The sequence below is a fragment of the Klebsiella sp. CTHL.F3a genome (assembly GCF_019890895.1).
Classification (GTDB): Bacteria; Pseudomonadota; Gammaproteobacteria; order Enterobacterales; family Enterobacteriaceae; genus Klebsiella; species Klebsiella grimontii.
In genome coordinates this window covers 5702686-5722745 of the sequence record NZ_CP082360.1, presented here as the reverse complement: position 1 = coordinate 5722745, position 20060 = coordinate 5702686, and the positions used below count along the sequence as shown (strand labels likewise).

Annotated in this window: 18 protein-coding genes; 16 read left to right on the top strand and 2 right to left on the bottom strand. The window is 56.7% G+C overall.

Annotated elements, in window-relative coordinates:
* Window positions 1–104 precede the first annotated feature (104 nt).
* From pldB to K7H21_RS26780, 3 genes are all read left to right on the top strand, one after another.
* A complete protein-coding gene (gene pldB, locus K7H21_RS26790) occupies window positions 105–1097 on the top strand; it encodes a lysophospholipase L2 (RefSeq protein WP_004127488.1) in 993 nt (330 codons plus the stop codon).
* A gap of 43 nt (window positions 1098–1140) precedes the next feature.
* Complete coding sequence (gene yigL, locus K7H21_RS26785) at window positions 1141–1941, top strand: sugar/pyridoxal phosphate phosphatase YigL (protein ID WP_004127491.1); 801 nt, start codon at window positions 1141–1143, stop codon at window positions 1939–1941.
* 88 nt (window positions 1942–2029) lie between these two features.
* Complete coding sequence (locus K7H21_RS26780; RefSeq protein WP_004127495.1) at window positions 2030–2929, top strand: carboxylate/amino acid/amine transporter; 900 nt, start codon at window positions 2030–2032, stop codon at window positions 2927–2929.
* Here K7H21_RS26780 and metR read toward each other — a convergent pair.
* Window positions 2817–3770, bottom strand: coding sequence for an HTH-type transcriptional regulator MetR (gene metR, locus K7H21_RS26775; RefSeq protein WP_004127498.1), 954 nt, complete (start codon window positions 3768–3770; stop codon window positions 2817–2819). The genes K7H21_RS26780 and metR overlap by 113 nt on opposite strands.
* Before the next feature lie 231 nt (window positions 3771–4001).
* On the opposite strand from metR, the gene metE reads away from it, so the two are divergent.
* From metE to K7H21_RS26745, 6 genes are all read left to right on the top strand, one after another.
* Window positions 4002–6263, top strand: coding sequence for a 5-methyltetrahydropteroyltriglutamate--homocysteine S-methyltransferase (gene metE / locus K7H21_RS26770; RefSeq protein WP_142445073.1), 2262 nt, complete (start codon window positions 4002–4004; stop codon window positions 6261–6263).
* Between the two features lie 318 nt (window positions 6264–6581).
* Window positions 6582–7997, top strand: a complete 1416-nt coding sequence (locus tag K7H21_RS26765) for a PTS transporter subunit EIIC (RefSeq protein WP_142446352.1) — start codon at window positions 6582–6584, stop codon at window positions 7995–7997.
* A gap of 22 nt (window positions 7998–8019) precedes the next feature.
* Window positions 8020–9765 (top strand): sulfatase, encoded by a 1746-nt coding sequence (locus K7H21_RS26760; RefSeq protein ID WP_004127507.1) that lies wholly within the window; start codon window positions 8020–8022, stop codon window positions 9763–9765.
* Window positions 9766–9808: 43 nt separating this feature from the next.
* Window positions 9809–10531 carry a GntR family transcriptional regulator gene (locus tag K7H21_RS26755; RefSeq protein ID WP_004127511.1) on the top strand — a complete coding sequence of 241 codons (723 nt, stop codon included), beginning with the start codon at window positions 9809–9811 and terminating at the stop codon, window positions 10529–10531.
* 40 nt (window positions 10532–10571) lie between these two features.
* Window positions 10572–11867 carry an anaerobic sulfatase maturase gene (locus tag K7H21_RS26750; protein WP_004127514.1) on the top strand — a complete coding sequence of 432 codons (1296 nt, stop codon included), beginning with the start codon at window positions 10572–10574 and terminating at the stop codon, window positions 11865–11867.
* 116 nt (window positions 11868–11983) lie between these two features.
* Window positions 11984–12673, top strand: a complete 690-nt coding sequence (locus tag K7H21_RS26745) for a transporter substrate-binding domain-containing protein (RefSeq protein ID WP_004127518.1) — start codon at window positions 11984–11986, stop codon at window positions 12671–12673.
* Window positions 12674–12676: 3 nt separating this feature from the next.
* Here the strand turns inward: K7H21_RS26745 and K7H21_RS26740 are convergent, their stop codons facing one another.
* On the bottom strand, window positions 12677–13489 hold the full coding sequence (locus tag K7H21_RS26740) for a dienelactone hydrolase family protein (protein WP_004127522.1): 813 nt from the start codon (window positions 13487–13489) through the stop codon (window positions 12677–12679).
* 267 nt (window positions 13490–13756) lie between these two features.
* Between K7H21_RS26740 and udp the strand changes: the two genes are divergently transcribed.
* The 7 genes from udp (at window position 13757) to tatB (ending at window position 20059) form a co-directional block, all read left to right on the top strand.
* A complete protein-coding gene (udp, locus tag K7H21_RS26735; RefSeq protein WP_004127525.1) occupies window positions 13757–14518 on the top strand; it encodes a uridine phosphorylase in 762 nt (253 codons plus the stop codon).
* A 138-nt stretch (window positions 14519–14656) separates the two neighbouring features.
* Window positions 14657–16105: a DNA recombination protein RmuC gene (gene rmuC, locus K7H21_RS26730; RefSeq protein WP_004127527.1), complete on the top strand. Its 1449-nt coding sequence runs from the start codon at window positions 14657–14659 to the stop codon at window positions 16103–16105.
* 70 nt (window positions 16106–16175) lie between these two features.
* Window positions 16176–16931 carry a bifunctional demethylmenaquinone methyltransferase/2-methoxy-6-polyprenyl-1,4-benzoquinol methylase UbiE gene (ubiE, locus tag K7H21_RS26725; protein ID WP_004127530.1) on the top strand — a complete coding sequence of 252 codons (756 nt, stop codon included), beginning with the start codon at window positions 16176–16178 and terminating at the stop codon, window positions 16929–16931.
* Window positions 16932–16944: 13 nt separating this feature from the next.
* Window positions 16945–17550, top strand: a complete 606-nt coding sequence (gene ubiJ / locus K7H21_RS26720; protein WP_004127533.1) for a ubiquinone biosynthesis protein UbiJ — start codon at window positions 16945–16947, stop codon at window positions 17548–17550.
* A complete protein-coding gene (ubiB, locus tag K7H21_RS26715; RefSeq protein ID WP_004127535.1) occupies window positions 17547–19187 on the top strand; it encodes a ubiquinone biosynthesis regulatory protein kinase UbiB in 1641 nt (546 codons plus the stop codon). Before ubiJ ends, ubiB begins: the two co-directional genes overlap by 4 nt.
* A 77-nt stretch (window positions 19188–19264) precedes the next feature.
* Window positions 19265–19516: a Sec-independent protein translocase subunit TatA gene (gene tatA / locus K7H21_RS26710; RefSeq protein WP_004127537.1), complete on the top strand. Its 252-nt coding sequence runs from the start codon at window positions 19265–19267 to the stop codon at window positions 19514–19516.
* A 3-nt stretch (window positions 19517–19519) separates the two neighbouring features.
* Window positions 19520–20059, top strand: a complete 540-nt coding sequence (tatB, locus tag K7H21_RS26705; protein WP_004127539.1) for a Sec-independent protein translocase protein TatB — start codon at window positions 19520–19522, stop codon at window positions 20057–20059.
* Window position 20060: the final 1 nt, after the last annotated feature.

The window sequence follows — 20060 nt, the reverse complement described above, 5'->3', positions numbered from 1 at the left end:
ACTCCCTGATTGTCTGTTTTTATGCCACAATACGCTATTGTGTAAGCATTGTGTGATGCACGACAAAAAAACGATTTTCAGCGGTTATCAGGGGTGTAAGCCCGATGTTTTTGCAGCAAAAGGACTGGGAAACACGAGAAAACGCGTTTGCGGCCTTTACCATGGGGCCACTGACCGATTTCTGGCGTCAGCGGGAAGAGGCTGAATTTACGGGCGTGGATAACGTTCCGGTGCGCTTTGTTCGTTTCTGCGCCAACAGTCATGATCGGGTCGTGGTTATCTGCCCGGGTCGCATTGAAAGCTACGTTAAGTACGCCGAAGTGGCTTACGATCTTTTCCGCAGCGGCTTTGACGTGATGATTATCGATCATCGCGGCCAGGGGCGCTCCGGGCGAATGCTTTCAGACACCCACCGCGGGCACGTCGTTAATTTCAGCGATTACGTCGACGATCTCGCCGCGTTCTGGCAGCAGCAAGTGGCGCCCGGACGCTGGCGAAAGCGGTTTATACTCGCCCACTCCATGGGCGGTGCCATTGCGACGCTATTTTTGCAGCGCTACCAACAGCATTGCGATGCGATGGCGCTCTGCGCGCCGATGTTCGGTATCGTTATGCGCCTGCCTGACTGGATGGTGCGCCATATTCTCGATTGGGCTGAGGGCCATCAGCGCATTCGTGAAGAGTATGCCCTCGGTACCGGCCGCTGGCGCGCGCTGCCCTTTGCGGTCAACGTACTGACGCACAGCCGCCAACGCTATCGCCGCAACCTGCGTTTTTACGCCGATGAGCCGCAGCTACGGGTCGGCGGGCCTACGTTCCACTGGGTGCGCGAGGGGATTCTCGCCGGCGAAGAGGTGCTGGCCGGTGCGGAGAAAGACGTCACGCCAACATTATTGCTCCAGGCGGAAGAAGAGCGGGTGGTCGATAATCGTATGCACGATCGCTACTGTGAACTTCGCGCCGCTGGCGGTCACCCCTGTGAAGGGGATAAGCCGTTTGTCATAGAAGGGGCATACCATGAGATCCTTTTTGAAAAGGACGCCATGCGCTCGGTCGCGCTAAACGCTATCGTCGATTTTTTTGGTCGACACACTTAATCCGGCGAAACGCTCGTCGCCCTGCTTAGAGGTTAAAATTTTTATGTACCAGGTTGTTGCGTCTGATTTAGATGGCACGCTGCTTTCTCCCGATCACTGCCTAACCCCCTACGCCAAAGAGACGCTGAAGCTGCTTACCGCACGCGGTATCAACTTCGTGTTCGCGACCGGCCGCCACTACATCGATGTTGGGCAAATTCGCGATAATCTCGGCATTAAATCCTATATGATCACCTCGAACGGCGCTCGCGTGCACGATAGCGAAGGAAAGCAGATCTTCGCCCACAACCTTGACCGCGATATCGCCGCCGACCTGTTCGAAATGATGCGTAACGATCGGGCGATTGTGACCAACGTCTATCGTGAAGATGAGTGGTATATGAATCGCCATCGTCCGGAAGAGATGCGCTTCTTCAAAGAAGCGGTGTTTAACTACAAGCTGTACGAGCCGGGCGAGCTGGACCCGGAAGGCATCAGCAAAGTCTTTTTCACCTGCGATAAGCATGAGCATTTGCTGCCGCTGGAGCAGGCGATCAACGCCCGCTGGGGCGATCGCGTGAACGTGAGCTTCTCTACCGTCACCTGCCTTGAAGTGATGGCGGGCGGCGTGTCGAAAGGGCATGCGCTGGAGGCGGTGGCGAAAATGCTTGGCTATAGCCTGAAAGAGTGTATCGCCTTCGGCGACGGTATGAACGATGCGGAGATGCTGTCAATGGCGGGCAAGGGCTGCATTATGGCCAACGCGCACCAGCGGCTGAAAGATCTTCACCCTGAGCTGGAAGTGATTGGCAGCAATGTTGATGATGCCGTTCCCCACTACCTGCGTAAACTCTATCTTGACTAAAAAAGATTGACGATTGTTTTTTTAATGAGCAGTTGTCAACCTGTCACTTCGCTACAATGGGTGTTCTTTACTCTACGAGACATTCATTGTGGCGCTACTGATTATCACCACCATTCTGTGGGCCTTTTCCTTTAGCCTCTATGGCGAATACCTGGCAGGCCACGTCGACAGCTATTTTGCGGTGCTGGCGCGCGTTGGCCTGGCGGCACTGGTGTTTTTGCCCTTCCTGCGCACCCGCGGGCAGAGCCTGACCACTATCGGCCTGTATATGCTGGTAGGAGCGATGCAGCTCGGCATTATGTATATGCTGAGTTTCCAGGCCTATCTGTACCTGACGGTATCTGAGCTTCTGCTGTTTACCGTCCTGACGCCGCTCTACATCACGCTGATTTACGATGTGATGAGCCGCCGTCGCCTGCGCTGGGGCTACGCCTGCAGCGCGCTGCTGGCGGTTATCGGCGCGGGCATCATCCGTTATGACCAGGTGACCAATCATTTCTGGACCGGTCTGATCCTGGTGCAGCTCTCCAACATCAGCTTCGCGATTGGCATGGTGGGCTACAAGCGGCTGATGGAAACGCGTCCGATGCCGCAGCACAATGCCTTCGCCTGGTTCTACATCGGGGCGTTTCTGGTGGCGGTGGTTGCCTGGACGATGCTGGGTAACGCGCAGAAAATGCCGGAAACCTCGCTACAGTGGAGCATTCTGGTGTTTCTTGGCGTGGCGGCATCGGGAATTGGCTACTTTATGTGGAACTACGGCGCCACCCAGGTCGATGCCGGTACGCTCGGCATCATGAACAATATGCACGTGCCCGCCGGGTTGCTGGTGAACCTGGCCATCTGGCAGACGCAGCCACGCTGGCCGAGCTTTATTATTGGCGCTCTGGTGATCCTGGCCTCGCTATGGGTTCATCGACGCTGGGTCGCTCCGCACTCCGCACAAACGGCAAATGGTCGCAAGCGTGATTCCGCGCTGAGCGAATAAACGCTTCGGTGACCGGCTGACGTTGCTCGCCGTCGCGCACCGCGGCGTACAGTCGGCTCCACAGTCCTTCGCCCAGGGTTTTGGTGACCACCAGACCCTGGCGCTCAAAGCTTTCCACTACCCAGTGCGGCAGGGCGGCGATCCCCATCCGCGCCGCCACCATCTGAATTAACAGCAGCGTATTGTCGACGCTTTTCAACTGCGGGCTGATTCCTGCTGGCTGTAAAAAGTGACGCCAGATATCCAGGCGCGCGCGCTGCACCGGGTAAATCAGCAGCATTTCGGTCGCTAAATCCTCAGGCGCAATGCGCATCTTTGCCGCCAGCGGATGGTCCGGCGCCATCACCAGGCGCACTTCGAAATCAAACATCGGTGAATAGTGCAGGCCGCTGCGCGGCAGGATATCTGAGGTCATCACCAGATCCAGCTCGCCCTGCTGCAGGCCCGGCTGCGGATCGAAGATCACCCCGGACTGGAAATCCACTTCCACATGCGGCCAACGGGCGCGAAAACTCTCCAGCGCCGGGGTCAGCCACTGGATACAGCTATGGCATTCGATAGCGATACGCAGCCGGGTTTGCTGCGGCTCATTGCAATCCTGCAGGGCGCGGCTGATTTGCGGCAGTACCTGATTTGCCAGCTGCAGCAGGATCTCTCCCTGCGGCGTAAAGCGTAGCGGCTGGCTTTTACGCACAAACAGACGGAAGCCGAGGCGCTGTTCCAGATCGCTGAACTGGTGGGACAATGCGGATTGGGTCTGGTGCAGGGCCGCCGCCGCCCCTGCCAGAGAACCGCTATTCCGCAACGCCTGGAGCGTTTTCAGGTGTTTAATTTCGATCATGAAAGTCCTTCACTTCGGCATGAATAATTTGCGCTTGAGGAATATACAGTAACTGCCAATTATGGATGTGTAAACATCTGGACGTCTAAATCCTTTATCTTTCGAATTTATGGTGCGTTGGCTGCACTTCCTCACCCCAGTCACTTACTTCAGTAAGCTCCTGGGGATGAGCAAGTTTGCCGCCTTCCCTAAATCCGAAATCTTTCGGATTGCAATTATGAGGCTCAAAAAATGACAATTATTAACCACACCCTCGGTTTCCCTCGCGTTGGCCTGCGTCGCGAGCTGAAGAAAGCGCAAGAAAGCTACTGGGCGGGCAATACCGGCCGCGAAGAACTGCTGGCTGTCGGCCGCGAGCTGCGCGCTCGCCACTGGGCTCAACAGAAGCAGGCCGGCGTTGACCTGCTGCCGGTAGGCGATTTCGCCTGGTACGACCATGTTCTGACCACCAGCCTGCTGCTTGGTAACGTGCCGGCTCGTCATCAGAACAAAGACGGCTCCGTTGATATCGATACCTTGTTCCGCATTGGCCGTGGTCGCGCGCCGACCGGCGAACCGGCTGCGGCGGCGGAAATGACCAAATGGTTTAATACCAACTACCACTACATGGTGCCGGAATTCGTAAAGGGCCAGCGGTTCAAACTGACCTGGACCCAGCTGTTGGATGAAGTGGATGAAGCACTGGCGCTGGGCCACAAGGCGAAACCCGTCCTGCTCGGGCCGGTTACTTACCTGTGGCTCGGTAAGGTTAAAGGCGAGCCGTTCGACCGCCTGAGCCTGCTGAACGATATTCTGCCGGTTTACCAGCAGGTGTTGGCTGAACTGGCAAAACGCGGCATTGAATGGGTGCAGATTGATGAGCCGGCGCTGGTACTGGAACTGCCGCAGGCGTGGCTGGATGCCTTCAAACCGGCTTACGAGGCGCTTAGCGGCGAGGTTAAGCTGCTGCTGACCACCTACTTTGAAGGCATTACCGATAACTTCGATACCATCGCCGCGCTGCCGGTACAGGGTCTGCACGTGGACCTGGTGCACGGCCAGGATGATGTCGCCGAACTGCATAAACGCCTGCCTGCCGACTGGCTGCTCTCTGCCGGACTGATCAACGGCCGCAACGTCTGGCGCGCCGATCTGAGCGAGAAATACGCGAAAATTAAAGCTATCGTCGGTCAACGCGAACTGTGGGTCGCCTCTTCCTGCTCCCTGCTACACTGCCCAATTGATTTGAGCGTGGAAACGCGGCTCGATGCTGAAGTGAAGAGCTGGTTTGCCTTCGCCCTGCAAAAATGTGAGGAGCTGGCGCTGCTGCGAGATGCGCTGAACAGTGGCGATACCACCGCGATTGCTGAATGGAGCGCGCCGATTCAGGCCCGTCGCCACTCAACCCGCGTGCATAACGCGGCGGTGGAGAAGCGTCTGGCGACCATCACCGCTCAGGACAGCCAGCGCCAAAGCGCCTATCAAGTTCGCGCCGCAGCGCAGCGCGCCCGCTTTAAGCTACCTGCCTGGCCGACCACCACGATCGGTTCTTTCCCGCAGACCACCGAGATCCGCGGCCTGCGTCTGGACTTTAAAAAGGGCAACCTGGATGCGAACAACTACCGCACCGGCATCGCCGAACACATCCGTCAGGCGATTATGGAGCAGGAGCGCCTGGGTCTGGACGTGCTGGTACACGGTGAAGCCGAGCGTAACGACATGGTGGAATACTTCGGCGAACACCTGGATGGGTTTATCTTCACTCAGAACGGCTGGGTACAAAGCTATGGTTCCCGCTGCGTCAAACCCCCGGTGGTGATCGGCGATGTCAGCCGTCCGGAGGCGATTACCGTTGAGTGGGCTAAATACGCTCAGTCGCTGACCGATAAACCGGTAAAAGGCATGCTGACCGGTCCGGTGACCATTCTTTGCTGGTCCTTCCCGCGTGAGGACGTCACCCGTGAAACGATTGCGAAGCAGATTGCCCTTGCGCTGCGCGACGAAGTGGCGGACCTGGAAGCCGCTGGTATCGGTATCATCCAGATCGACGAACCAGCGCTGCGCGAAGGTCTGCCTCTGAAGCGTAGCGACTGGGATACGTATCTGGCGTGGGGCGTGGAAGCTTTCCGCATCAACGCGGCGGTAGCGCAAGACGACACGCAAATCCACACCCACATGTGTTACTGCGAGTTCAACGACATCATGGATTCTATCGCCGCGCTGGATGCGGACGTCATTACCATCGAAACTTCGCGCTCCGATATGGAGCTGCTGGAGTCGTTCGAAGCGTTCGACTATCCGAATGAAATCGGGCCGGGCGTGTACGACATTCACTCTCCAAACGTGCCGAGCGTGGAGTGGATCGAAGCGCTGCTGAAGAAAGCCGCGCAGCGTATCCCGGCCGAGCGCCTGTGGGTAAATCCGGACTGCGGCCTGAAAACCCGCGGCTGGCCGGAAACCCTGAGCGCGCTGACCAACATGGTCAAGGCCGCGCAGAACCTGCGCCAGGCATAGTGTAGCCACGCTTTCCGGCTCCCGGATGGCAGCATAATAACCACAGCGCTATTCAGTGCTCTTCCCCCGGTGGCGGCTGACGTCTTACCGGGTCTACGGGGTTACCGCCGTCTGTGGGCAGGTAGCCCGAATAAATGCAGCGCAACCCGGGAAATGTGCTCATCCTGACCACTATCTGCTCAAGGAGGCTTCGGCCTCTTTTTTCGTTTCTGCTGCCGGCAAAACGATCGTTAATTCGCCTTTATGACGCTCCTCACAAATATAATAACATTATATTGTTATAACAATTGCACACAAAAATAATAAAGGAACCTCTGTATGGACTACAACAAGGTGGGACACGCGATTGTGAAACACTGCGGCGGCCTGGCGAATTTGCTGCACGTGACGAACTGTATGACTCGCGTACGGATGACCATAAGCGATCCATCGCGGGTCGATATCGCCGCGCTCAAAAGCATCGAAGGCGTACTCGGCGTGGTGGAGGACGATACCCTGCAGGCGATCGTCGGGCCGGGCAAATCGACCAAGGTCGCAAACGTGATTAACGATCTGCTTAAGGGGCAGCCTGCGGATGCTACCCCGTTAAGCGATGTTGAGCAAAAAGCAAAGCTGGCGCGGGAAAAGGCGAAAAAGCAGACCCGTAGCAAAATTATCCTTAAACATATCGCCAATATTTTTGTACCGATCCTACCGTCGTTGATCGCCGCCGGTATTCTGATGGGGATTAACAACTTGCTGGTGAACTCCGCCGCCTCCTGGGCGCTGGCGAATCAGGTGGCGGCGCTGGGGGATCTGTCGCCAACCCAGGTGGTGCTCGATCAACGGCACCTGCTCAGCATCAGCCAGTTCCTTGATATCGTCTCTAAAGCGCTGTTCGGCTTCCTCGCCATCTATACCGGCGTGACGGCGGCGAAAGAGTTTGACGGCAACGCGGTGATGGGCGGCCTGCTGGGGGCGATCACCATCGTGCCGCAGATTACTGCGCTGGGGCTGATTCCGGGGCAGGGCGGGCTGATCGGCGTCATTCTTTGCGCCTGGCTGATGTGCCTGTTGGAAAAGCAGGTTCGGCGCTTTGTCCCGGATATTGTTGATGTGGTGGTCACGCCGACCATCGTACTGGTGGTGATGGCAGCGGCGCTGCTGCTGGTGATTATGCCGGTGGCGGGCGTTATTTCTAACGGTATCCTCCACGGGCTAAACGGCCTGCTCTCTACCGGCGGCATTGCGGCGGGCTTTGCGCTCTCGGCGCTGTTCCCGTTCCTGATCTCACTCGGCCTGCACCATGGCTTGTTCCCTATTCACCTGGAGATGATCAACGCGACCGGGCACGCTCCGTTGTTCGCCATTCAGATTATGTCCAACGCCGGAATGGTTGGCGCGGCGACGGCGGTTCTGCTGCTGACGCGCGATCCGATGATGAAGAAAATCGCCAAAGGGGCGATCCCGACCTCCATCCTGGCGGTGGGAGAGCCGACGATTTTCGGCGTCAATATCCCGGCCGGTTTCGCCTTTATTACCGGTTCTATCGGCGCCGGCTTTGGCGGAATGATGGTGGTGCTGCTGGGGGTTTCGACCAACGGCGTGGGCGCCGCCGGGCTCTCCGCGCTGCCGCTCATCGCCGACGGTAAATATTTACAGTACATCCTCTCATGGTTAACCGGCTGCGCCGCAGCCTTCGTGCTGACCTATATCGTCGGCAAAGTACGCGGTTACGATAAAGAAACGGCGTGAAGGAAGAGTGAAGGAGTAAAGCATGAAAGCGATTATGTTGATGTTTGATTCGCTGAATAAGCGCCTGCTGTCGGCCTACGGCAGCGACAGGGCGATCACGCCGAATTTTCAGCGGCTGAAGGAGCGTACGGTTCGTTTTGATAACGCCTATGTCGGCAGCATGCCCTGCATGCCCGCGCGCCGGGAGCTGCATACCGGACGCTATAACTTTTTACATCGCGGCTGGTCACCGATCGAGCCGTTCGATGATTCGGTTCCGGAGCTGCTGAAGAAGAACGGCATTCACACCCATCTGGTGACGGACCATAAACACTACTGGCGCGACGGCGGGGCGACCTATCACTCTCGCTACAGTACCTACGAGTTTGTGCGCGGTCAGGAGGGCGATGCCTGGAAAGGCGTGGTAAATAAGCCGAAATACCGCTACGAATCCGGCGAGCCGGAGGAGATCAAACAGCGGCGCATCGCCAGCCGGGTTCAGCATCAGATCAACGCGCAGTTTATGCAGAACGAAGAGGATCATCATCTGGCGCGGACGATTGGCAAAGGGCTGGCGTTTATCGACGCCAACCACGCCAGCGACAGCTGGTTTCTGCAGCTGGAGTGTTTCGATCCGCATGAGCCGTTTTTTGTGCCGGAAAAATACCTGAAGATGTACGGCATTGACGATCCCGCGCAGTTCGACGGCTGGCCGCCGTACTACTTCGTCACCGAAAGCGCCGAACGCAAGAGCGTGATCCAACGGTACTACATGGCGCTGCTGACGATGGTGGATGCGTACGTCGGGAAGGTGCTGGACTATATGGATCGTTACGATCTGTGGCGCGACACGCTGCTGATCGTCAACACCGACCACGGTTTTCTGCTCGGCGAGCATGAGTGGTGGGGGAAAAATATCATGCCGCTGTATAACGAAGTGGCGAATGTTCCCTTATTTATCTGGCATCCGCAGTACGGCGGCGCGGGCGAGTCTCGTCAGGCGCTGGTGCAGACCATCGATCTTCCCGCGACGCTGTTGGACTGTTTTGGCCTGAATAAACCGGCGGATATGCAGGGCGTCTCGCTGTTGCCCGCGTTGCGCGACGATACGCCGGTACGCGACTATGCCCTGTTTGGTTATCACGGCTGCCATATCAATATTACTGATGGTCGCTATGTTTATATGCGTTCGCCCGTTGAGCGCGGCGTTGATGGCCTGTACGAATACACCCTGATGCCAACGCGGATCAACCGCCGCTTTACGCCGCAGGAGCTACGCGCAACGACGCTGCATCCGCCGTTTCGCTTTACTAAGGGCTGCCCGGTAATGAAAGTTCCCGCCGAGTCGGTAATGACCCGCGGCGCCGATCGCTTTGGTCATCGCTTGTATGATTTACAGAGCGATCCGACGCAGCAAACCCAGTGTCGGGATCAACAAGCGGCGCGGCGACTGCGGGAGCAGATGATTTTCATGATGCAGGAAAACGATGCGCCCGGCGAACTGTACGCGCGCTACGGGCTGGACGATGCGCAAGGCCCGCTGCTCGGGCGGGATCCGCATCTGCTGCCGGAGCTGTCCGCTTTTGCGCCGCAGGTGCGCTACGGGCTGTATGCGTTGCTGCAGCATCTGGAGGGGGGCGGACAGAACGCTCTGGCTGAAAAGCTGCGGGCCGCCTGTCAGCCGAACTGGGATCGGCAAAATTTGTGGGCGTTCGTGCAGAACGAGGTTCCGGAGGAGCAGCATCAGAGCGTGTACTATAAGATGGCGTTAGAAATGCGACTTGATTAAGGGGTACCCCCGGCCACGGCCGGGGAACAGGAGTGCGAAGTTAATGAAAGAAGAACTGGACTATTCTCGCGGGGCGAAGCCTTTGTACGCCCAGCTATACGACATCCTGCTGGAAAAGCTGAGGTCCGGAACCTACAAGAAGAATGATGTCCTGCCTACCGAAGCCGAATTTGAAGAGCTGTTCGGCGTTAGCCGCATCACGGCCCGGCGCGCGCTGGCCGAGCTTGCCGCAAAAGGGCTGGTCAAACGCCAGGCCGGTATTGGCACCATGGTCATCAGCACCTCCGAGAAACAGGGTGTAAAAACCCGCATTCGACTGATTGACGGCCAGCAGCAGCACTCTATTTCGCGACATAATCTGACACTTGAGCTGCTCTTACCGCCGCCGGAAGTGGCGCAGGCGTTCGTGCTCCCGGCGGAGCAGAAAATTCAGCGTCTCACCCGTACGATCTATCGACAAAACGAACTTCCCGCGCAGGTAAACTATATCTGGCTGACGCCGCGTCTGGGCGAACTGACGTTAGACGCATTTAAAGAAGGATTGTACAGCGCGCTGGAACAGCGCGGCGAGAATATCGATAGCTATAAAGACACCATTACCGCCGAGCTGCCGACGACCCAGGACTGCGATATTTTGCAGGTTGCCGCAGGCGAGCCGCTGCTGGTGAAGACTCGCCAGGGATTTAACGATCGCGGTGAGCTGGTGGAATATACCATCGCCCGCCATATCGCCAGCTGCTATCAGTACATTGTAGAGAACAGTTAATGGCAGAATTTACCGGGCCATCAAAGCAGGGGAAATTAGCATGATTCATGGCTGCCACGTGATGGCAAAGCCGAGCGGCTCGGTGTGTAACATCGATTGCACCTACTGCTTTTATCTGGAAAAAGAAGCGCTTTATCCGGAACGGAATAAAAACTGGCGCATGTCCGATGAGACGCTGGAAAACTATATTCGCCAGCATATTGCCGCCCAGTCCGGCGATGCGGTGACCTTTGCCTGGCAGGGCGGCGAGCCGACGATGATGGGGCTGCCGTTCTTTCACCGAGTCGTTGAGCTGTGTGACAAGTACGCCAACGGTAAGAAGATAGAACATGCGCTGCAAACTAACGGCGTACTGGTGGACGATGAGTGGGCGCGTTTTTTTGCCGAGCAGGGTTTTCTGGTGGGCTTGTCGATAGACGGTCCGGCGCATCTACATAACCAGTACCGCGTCAACCGCGCGGGAAAGGGAACCCACGAGAAGGTCGTTGCGGCGATGGCGCTATTGAAGTCCCATAACGTTGAGTTCAACACCCTGACCGTGGTCGGCAAGCATAACGTTGATCACGCCCGCGAAGTGTACGATTTCCTGCTGGCGGCCGGTTCGCGCTATATGCAGTTTATCCCGCTGGTCGAACGAATGAGCAGCGACGCCTCGGCTCCGCTACAGCTGGTACTGCCGGGGGAGAGCGCGGCGCGGCTGGCGCCCTGGACGGTACCCTCCTGGCAGTTCGGCGAGTTTCTTAACCAAATTTTCGATATCTGGGTGCGTCGCGACGTCGATCGCGTCTATGTGCAGATGTTTGACGTCGCCCTGGCGGCGTGGACCGGCCAGCCGCCGGTGCTGTGCGTACATTCGGCCACCTGCGGCCACGCTTTTGCGCTGGAATCGAATGGCGATCTGTATAACTGCGATCACTATGTTTACCCGGAGCACAGGCTGGGCAATATTCATCAGCAGAGCATCCGGGAGCTGAACAATAGCGCGCAGGCCATCGCCTTTGGTCAGGCGAAGCAAGAGACGCTAACGGCAGATTGCCGCCGCTGCGAGTTTCGTTTTGTTTGCCACGGCGGCTGCCCGAAGCATCGTTTCGCCGTTTCCCCGAGCGGCCGTCCCGGCCACAGCTATCTGTGCGCGGGCTATCAGCACTTTTTCAAACACGTGACGCCATATATGAACGTCTGGCGGCAGCTCCTGGACAACGGTTATCCGCTTCCGGCGATAATGCAGTGGCTGGCGCAAGAGGCGCAGCAGGCGCCGATGATGGCTTCCCGCAACGACCCTTGCCCCTGCGGCAGCGGGCGTAAATATAAAAAATGCTGCGGCGCGCAGCATTGAGAATGCTGAACCAGCAAGGTAGCGTCCAATGGCTGGAGGTTGTTCAGGGCGGATCTCTTTGACTACCGTTTAACGTTTTCTGAAACGAGGCTGTTGCGACTGTCCGGAGGTGAAAAGTGAGTGAACACCACGATCGAAAAGACTTTTTGCGTTTTGCCATTAACCTGGGTAACCCGGTTCTTACGACACTGTTGCCGGGAGGTGCCCCGGGGGGGATAACCGTTGAGCTGGCAAAGAGGCTGGCGGCAGAGAGCCAGCGCGAAGCGCGGTTTGTGACCTGGCCGACGGCCGGGCAGGTCGTGGATGCTGCGCTGCAGGATCAATGGGATATCGCCTTTCTGGCTATCGACCCGGCGCGGGAAGATAAGCTTCGCTTCACGCCGCCCTACGTCACCATCGAAAGCTCGGCGATGGTTAAAAAAGAGAGTGAAATAGGGTCGGTTCAGGAGATGGACCGAGAAGGTGTGGTGATAAACGTGGGCAAAGGTGCGGCCTACGAGCTGTATCTGATTCGCACGCTAAAACACGCGACGATGCGCCAGTACGCCACTTCTCAGGAGGCTATTCAGGCGTTCATCCACGGCGAAGGCGATATGGCGGCCGGTATTCGCCAGCCTCTGGAGCAAGCCGCGCAGGAAAACCCGGCGTTGCGCGTTCTGCCCGACAGCTTTAGCCAGATACGCCAGGCGATATGCGTACCGCGCAATGCGCCGCAGCATTATGAATTTATTTGCCGCTGCCTTTCTTCATGGATAGCGGACGGTACTATTGCCGGGATGGTGAAGCGCCATATCGGCAATAGCTGAACTTTAACCGCGCTTACTGCCATGCTGGGCAAACCAGGCCAGCATCCGTTGCCAGCCGTCCTTCGCCGACTCTTCATGATAGCTGGCGCGATAGTCGGCATTAAAGGCGTGGTCAGCGTGCGGGTAAACCACGATCTCCGCCGTGGCGTTGGCCGCCCGCAGCGCCTGGCGCATGGTTTCCACCGTATCCTGCGGAATGCTGTCATCTTTCGCGCCATAGAGCCCTAAAACCGGCGCGTTGAGATCGACGGCAATATCGACCGGATGCTTCGGCGAATTCAACGTTTTCTCTCCGACCAGTTTGCCGTACCAGGCGACGGCGGCTTTTAGCTGCGGGTTATGCGCAGCGTACAGCCAGGTAATGCGCCCGCCCCAGCAGAAGCCGGTAATCAGCAGGCGATGGGCATCGCCGCCGTGGCGGGAGGCCCAACTGGCCACGTGATCGAGGTCGGCCAGCACTTGAGAGTCCGGCACTTTTTTAACCAGCCCCTGGAACAGAGAAGGGATGTCGCTGTAATCATTAGGGTCGCCCTGGCGGAAGTACAGCTCTGGTGCGATAGCCAGATACCCCTCTTTCGCCAGACGGCGGCAAATATCGCGGATATGTTCATGCACGCCGAAAATTTCCTGAACCACAATAACGACCGGCAGCGGGCCGTCGACGTTCCCCGGGCGGGCGTGGAATGCCGGCATGTTATCCCCCTGCGAAGGGATTGATGTCTCTCCGGAGACGATGTTCTCATCTGATGTGTGAACGGCAGTTGAGGCGTGCGGCGTGGCTGCAGGTGCAAAGCCGGTTTGCTTAATTGTCGTCATGGTATTCTCCGTACCCTTAATTTATTAGCGCAGCAATAACTATAGCTGCTCTGGACAGGACGTTAACCAAACACAGTGCCCGAAACAGGCTATCTTTTGTTCAGGCTTCCGCGATTTCGCTTGTTAATGTGATGTGTATCACTATTTTATGGAAAGTTATTGCAATGAATTTCATTCATGGTGATTGTTGTCACAAAATTGAGCCGACAGCTTCTGTAAAGTACCGTTTTGCTTCTGCTGATAATTCGACCCACAGAGGAGTTTTTTATGTCCAAGTCTGATGTTTTTCATCTCGGCCTCACCAAAAACGATTTACAAGGGGCTACGCTGGCTATCGTCCCTGGCGATCCAGAGCGTGTGGAAAAGATCGCCGCGCTGATGGATAAGCCGGTTAAGCTGGCATCTCACCGTGAATTCACCACCTGGCGCGCGGAGCTGGACGGTAAAGCAGTGATTGTCTGCTCCACCGGTATCGGCGGCCCATCGACCTCTATCGCCGTGGAAGAACTGGCCCAGCTCGGCATCCGTACCTTCCTGCGCATTGGCACCACCGGCGCCATCCAGCCGCACATCAACGTAGGCGATGTTCTGGTGACTACCGCTTCTGTGCGCCTGGACGGTGCAAGTCTGCACTTTGCGCCCATGGAGTTCCCGGCGGTGGCTGATTTTGAATGCACTACCGCGCTGGTTGAAGCGGCGAAATCTATCGGCGCGACCACCCATATCGGCGTGACTGCCTCCTCCGACACCTTCTATCCGGGACAGGAACGTTACGACACCTTCTCCGGCCGCGTTGTGAGCCGCTTTAAAGGCTCGATGGAAGAGTGGCAGTCGATGGGCGTGATGAACTATGAAATGGAATCCGCCACGCTGCTGACGATGTGCGCCAGCCAGGGCCTGCGCGCCGGGATGGTTGCCGGGGTTATCGTCAACCGTACCCAGCAGGAAATTCCGAACGCGGAAACCATGAAGCAAACCGAAAGCCATGCGGTGAAAATTGTCGTGGAAGCGGCGCGTCGCCTGCTGTAGTTCTTCTCCTTTCCGAAAAGGGCCGGACTCTCCGGCTCTTCTTTTTTGCGTAGCGCCTCGCAGGAAAACCCTTTCCAACTGGACGTTTGTACAGCACAATTCTATTTTGTGCCGTAAGTGGTTGCCGCAGGGGGCGTTGTGGATATTTCGATTATTATGAGTGCCGTTGCGGCGCTAGCCGTGGGCCTGATTGTTGGCTGGCTGGCGACGAAAGCGCACGCCGATCAAATTCGCGCCGATCTTATTGAAGAGCGGCGCGAGCTGGATATTGAACTGAGCGCGGCCCGCCAGCAGCTGGTGCAGGAGTCCCACTGGCGAGAAGAGTGCGAGCTGCTCAATAACGAGCTGCGCAGCCTGCGCGATATCAACGCCTCGCTGGAGGCCGATCTCCGTGAAGTGACAACCCGCCTTGAATCCACTCAGCTGCATGCCGAAGATAAAATCCGCCAGATGGTCAACAGCGAGCAGCGGCTTAGCGAGCAGTTTGAGAATCTGGCGAACCGCATCTTTGAGCACAGCAACCGACGGGTGGATGAGCAGAATCGCCAGAGCCTGCACGGCCTGCTGACGCCGCTTCGCGAGCAACTGGATGGTTTTCGCCGTCAGGTGCAGGATAGCTTTGGCCAGGAAGCGCGGGAGCGCCACACCCTGGCTCATGAAATCCGTAATCTCCAGCAGCTTAATGCGCAAATGGCCCAAGAGGCGCTGAACCTGACTCGCGCGCTTAAGGGCGATAACAAAACCCAGGGCAACTGGGGCGAGGTGGTATTGACCCGCGTGCTGGAAGCGTCCGGGCTGCGGGAGGGTCATGAATATCAGACCCAGGTGAGCATCGAAACGGACAACCGCTCGCGGATGCAGCCCGATGTGATTGTCCGTTTGCCGCAGGGGAAAGACGTGGTTATCGATGCCAAGATGACCCTGGTGGCCTACGAACGCTATTTCAATGCCGAAGATGATTACACACGTGAAGCGGCGCTGCAGGAGCATATCGCTTCCGTACGCAACCATATGCGCCTGCTGGGGCGTAAAGACTACCAGCAACTGCCGGGATTGCGCTCGCTCGACTACGTTCTGATGTTTATCCCGGTGGAGCCAGCCTTCCTGCTGGCGATCGATCGCCAGCCGGAACTCATTAGCGAAGCGCTGAAAAACAACATTATGCTGGTGAGCCCGACCACGCTGCTGGTGGCGCTGCGGACTATCGCCAATCTCTGGCGCTATGAGCATCAGAGCCGTAACGCGCAGAAAATTGCCGAAAGAGCGGGGCGGCTGTACGACAAAATGCGCCTATTTGTTGACGATATGTCCGCTATCGGCCAGAGCCTGGATAAAGCCCAGGATAACTACCGCCAGGCGATGAAAAAGCTCGCTTCCGGGCGAGGCAACCTGCTGGTGCAGGCGGAATCATTTCGCGAGCTGGGCGTGGAGGTTAAACGTGGGATTAATCCTGACTTAGTCGAACAGGCAATCACACAGGATGAGGAATACTTCCTTACAGATGACGGTAACGTTCAGGAAGATAACAATTTTTCTTCCGATACGGCCGCTGCCGCCGCATATGATAACCGCCCTCAGCCGCGTTGAAGCGTATGGGAAGTGCGCTAAACCTGTTACACTCAACGAACATTTTCTTGATAAGTAAGCAGGCATTGAGATGGTTGAGGATTCACAAGAAACGACGCATTTTGGCTTTCAGACTGTCGCCAAAGAGCAGAAAGCTGACATGGTGGCGCATGTATTTCATTCTGTGGCCGCAAAATATGACGTCATGAACGACCTGATGTCGTTCGGTATTCATCGTTTGTGGAAGCGTTTCACCATCGACTGCAGCGGCGTCCGCCGCGGGCAAACCGTATTGGATCTGGCGGGTGGTACCGGCGATCTGACGGCGAAATTCTCTCGTCTGGTGGGAGAAACCGGCCGCGTGATGCTAGCGGATATCAACGACTCAATGCTTAAAATGGGCCGTGAGAAGCTGCGCAACATCGGCATCGTCGGCAACGTGGAATACGTCCAGGCAAACGCTGAAGCGCTGCCTTTTGCGGACAATACCTTTGATTGTATTACGATTTCCTTCGGCCTGCGAAATGTGACCGATAAAGAAAAAGCGCTGCGCTCCATGTATCGCGTGCTAAAACCGGGCGGTCGTCTGCTGGTGCTGGAATTCTCGAAACCGATTATTGAGCCGCTCAGCAAAGCCTACGACGCTTATTCCTTCCATATTCTGCCGCGCGTGGGTGAGCTGGTTGCTAAAGATGCCGAAAGCTATCGTTATCTTGCTGAATCTATTCGAATGCACCCCGATCAGGAGACGCTGAAAGGCATGATGCAGGACGCAGGGTTTGAAAGCGTCGACTACTACAACCTCACGGCAGGTATCGTTGCGCTACACCGCGGTTATAAGTTCTGACAGGAGGGACGATATGCCTTTCAAACCACTGGTTACCGCCGGTCTTGAGACGGTCCTCAATGCTTTCCTCTGGCGCGATCGGGCGCTGAAACCCGCCCGCCAGCGTCTGCTGGGGAAAGTGCTGCGCGTCGAGCTGCAAGAGCTTTCCGCACCCGTGGTGCTGGTTTTTAGCGAGCGTCAGGTAGACGTGCTGGGCGCATGGGAAGGCGAGGCTGACTGCACCGTGCGTACCCGCCTGAGCGTGCTTCCGCAGCTGCGCAATCGTCAGCAGCTTACCGCGCTGATTCGTAGCGGCGATCTCGAAGTAGAGGGCGATCTGCAGGTGGTGCAAAATACCGTCACGCTCTGCGATCTGGCGGAGTTCGATCCGGCTGAACTGCTCGCCCCGTATACCGGTGATGTTGTTGCGGAAGGCTTCAGTAAAGTATTACGCGGCGGCGCTCGTTTTCTTCTGCATGGCGCTCAGCGCCAGCAGCGCTATGTCGCGGAAGTGATTACCGAAGAGTGGCGTCTGGCGCCTGGGCCGCTGGAGCTGGCCTGGTTTGCAGAGGAAACCGCTGCGGTGGAACGAACCCTGGCCGCGCTGGAAAAACGGCTGGAAACGCTGGAGGGCAAATGACGCCAGGAGAAATACGGCGCCTGTATTTTATCGTCCACACCTTTTTGAGCTACGGGCTGGATGAGCTCATTCCCAAAATGCGTATCACGCTGCCGCTGCGAATCTGGAGGCGGATGCTCTTCTGGATGCCCAATCGCCACAAAGATCGTCCTCTTGGCGAGCGACTGCGTCTCGCATTACAGGAACTGGGGCCAGTGTGGATCAAGTTTGGCCAGATGCTCTCGACCCGTCGCGACCTGTTTCCGCCGCACATTGCCGATCAGTTGGCCATGCTGCAGGATCGCGTCGCGCCTTTTGACGGTCTGCAGGCCAAAAAGCAGATTGAGCAAGCCATGGGCGGCCTGCCGGTAGAAGCCTGGTTTGATGATTTCTCGATTGAACCGCTCGCTTCCGCTTCTATTGCCCAGGTGCATACCGCGCGTCTGAAAGAGAACGGCAAAGAGGTGGTCATTAAGGTGATCCGCCCGGATATCGTTCCGGTTATTAAAGCGGATATGAAGCTCATCTACCGTCTTGCCCGCTGGGTGCCGCGTCTGTTACCGGACGGCCGTCGCCTTCGCCCGCAGGAAGTGGTTCGCGAATACGAAAAAACGCTGTTGGATGAGCTCAACCTGCTGCGTGAATCGGCGAACGCTATCCAGCTTCGCCGCAACTTCGACGAGAGCCCAATGCTTTATGTCCCGGAAGTTTATTCGGACTACTGCAGCGAAGGCATGATGGTGATGGAGCGGATTTACGGGATCCCGGTGTCCGACGTCGCCGCGTTGGAAGCGCAGGGGACTAACATGAAGCTGCTGGCCGAGCGTGGCGTGCAGGTCTTCTTTACCCAGGTTTTCCGCGACAGCTTCTTCCATGCTGACATGCATCCGGGCAATATTTTTGTCAGCCGTAATCATCCGGAAGATCCGCAGTATATTGGTATTGACTGCGGTATCGTCGGTTCGCTGAACAAAGAAGATAAGCGCTATCTGGCGGAGAACTTCATTGCCTTCTTTAATCGGGATTACCGCAAAGTTGCGGAGCTGCACGTTGATTCCGGCTGGGTTCCCGCGGATACCAACGTTGAAGAGTTCGAGTTTGCTATTCGTACCGTCTGCGAGCCTATTTTTGAAAAACCGCTGGCGGAAATCTCGTTTGGCCACGTGTTGTTGAACCTGTTTAATACGGCGCGACGTTTCAATATGGAAGTGCAGCCGCAGCTGGTTCTGCTGCAGAAGACATTACTTTACGTAGAAGGTGTAGGTCGCCAGCTCTATCCTCAGTTAGACTTGTGGAAAACGGCGAAACCGTTCCTTGAGTCATGGATCAAAGATCAGGTGGGCATTCCAGCTCTGGTTCGGGCGTTTAAAGAAAAAGCGCCGTTCTGGATCGAAAGAATGCCGGAAATACCGGAACTGGTGTACCAGAGCCTGCAGCAAAGCAAGCAGCTGCAGAATAGCGTCGATACCATCGTGCGCGACATCCAGGTGCGGCACGTGCGCCAGGGTCAATCCCGCTATCTGTTTGGTATAGGCGCGGTTTTATTACTGAGTGGTACGCTGCTATTCATTCATCGTCCCGAGTGGGGCATGATGCCCGGCTGGCTGATGGCCGCTGGCGTCGTAACCTGGCTTATCGGCTGGCGAAAGACGAACTGACGGCGGCCGCCTTTATCACTGCGCATAATGTGTATAATGCGTCCTAATAATTCATCATCTGTCATAGGGGAATGTGTATGGGTGGTATCAGTATTTGGCAGTTACTCATTGTTGTCGTCATCGTGGTTCTGCTTTTTGGGACAAAAAAGCTGAGCTCGCTCGGTTCAGATCTAGGGGCGTCGATCAAAGGCTTTAAAAAGGCCATGAGCGACGAAGATAAACCGGAAAAATCCGCACCCGATGCCGATTTTGCGGCGAAAACCCTTGCTGATAAACCGGATGATGTAAAGAAAGACGAGACTAAACGCCACGACAAAGAGCAGGTGTAATTCGTGTTCGATATCGGTTTTAGTGAGCTGCTGCTGGTATTCGTGATTGGCCTCATCGTTTTGGGGCCGCAGCGACTGCCGGTAGCGGTAAAGACGGTGGTTAGCTGGATCCGCACGCTGCGGTCGCTTGCGGCTACCGTACAAAATGAAATAACGCAGGAATTAAAACTGCAGGAGTTTCAGGAAAGCCTTAAAAAGGTGGAAAAGGCCAGCCTGGACAACCTGACGCCCGAGCTAAAAGCTTCAATGGATGAGCTGCGTGAAGCGGCTGAATCTATGAAGCGATCCTACTCCGCCCACGATCCTGAAAAAGCCAGCGACGAAGCCAACACCATTCACAACCCAGTCGTTAAAGGGAGTGAAGAGCAGCGCAAGGACGTGACGCCGGCGACGGCTGAACACCAGGTCAGTGCGCCGGAGCATGCGCCTGACCCCGTGGCTGAAGAGCTTCCCGCTTCGCAGAGTGAAATCCCGGCAGTGAAAGTAAAAACTGCCGTGGCGGCTTCCGATTCCTCCTCCCCTGTACCGAGTGATAAACAGTAAA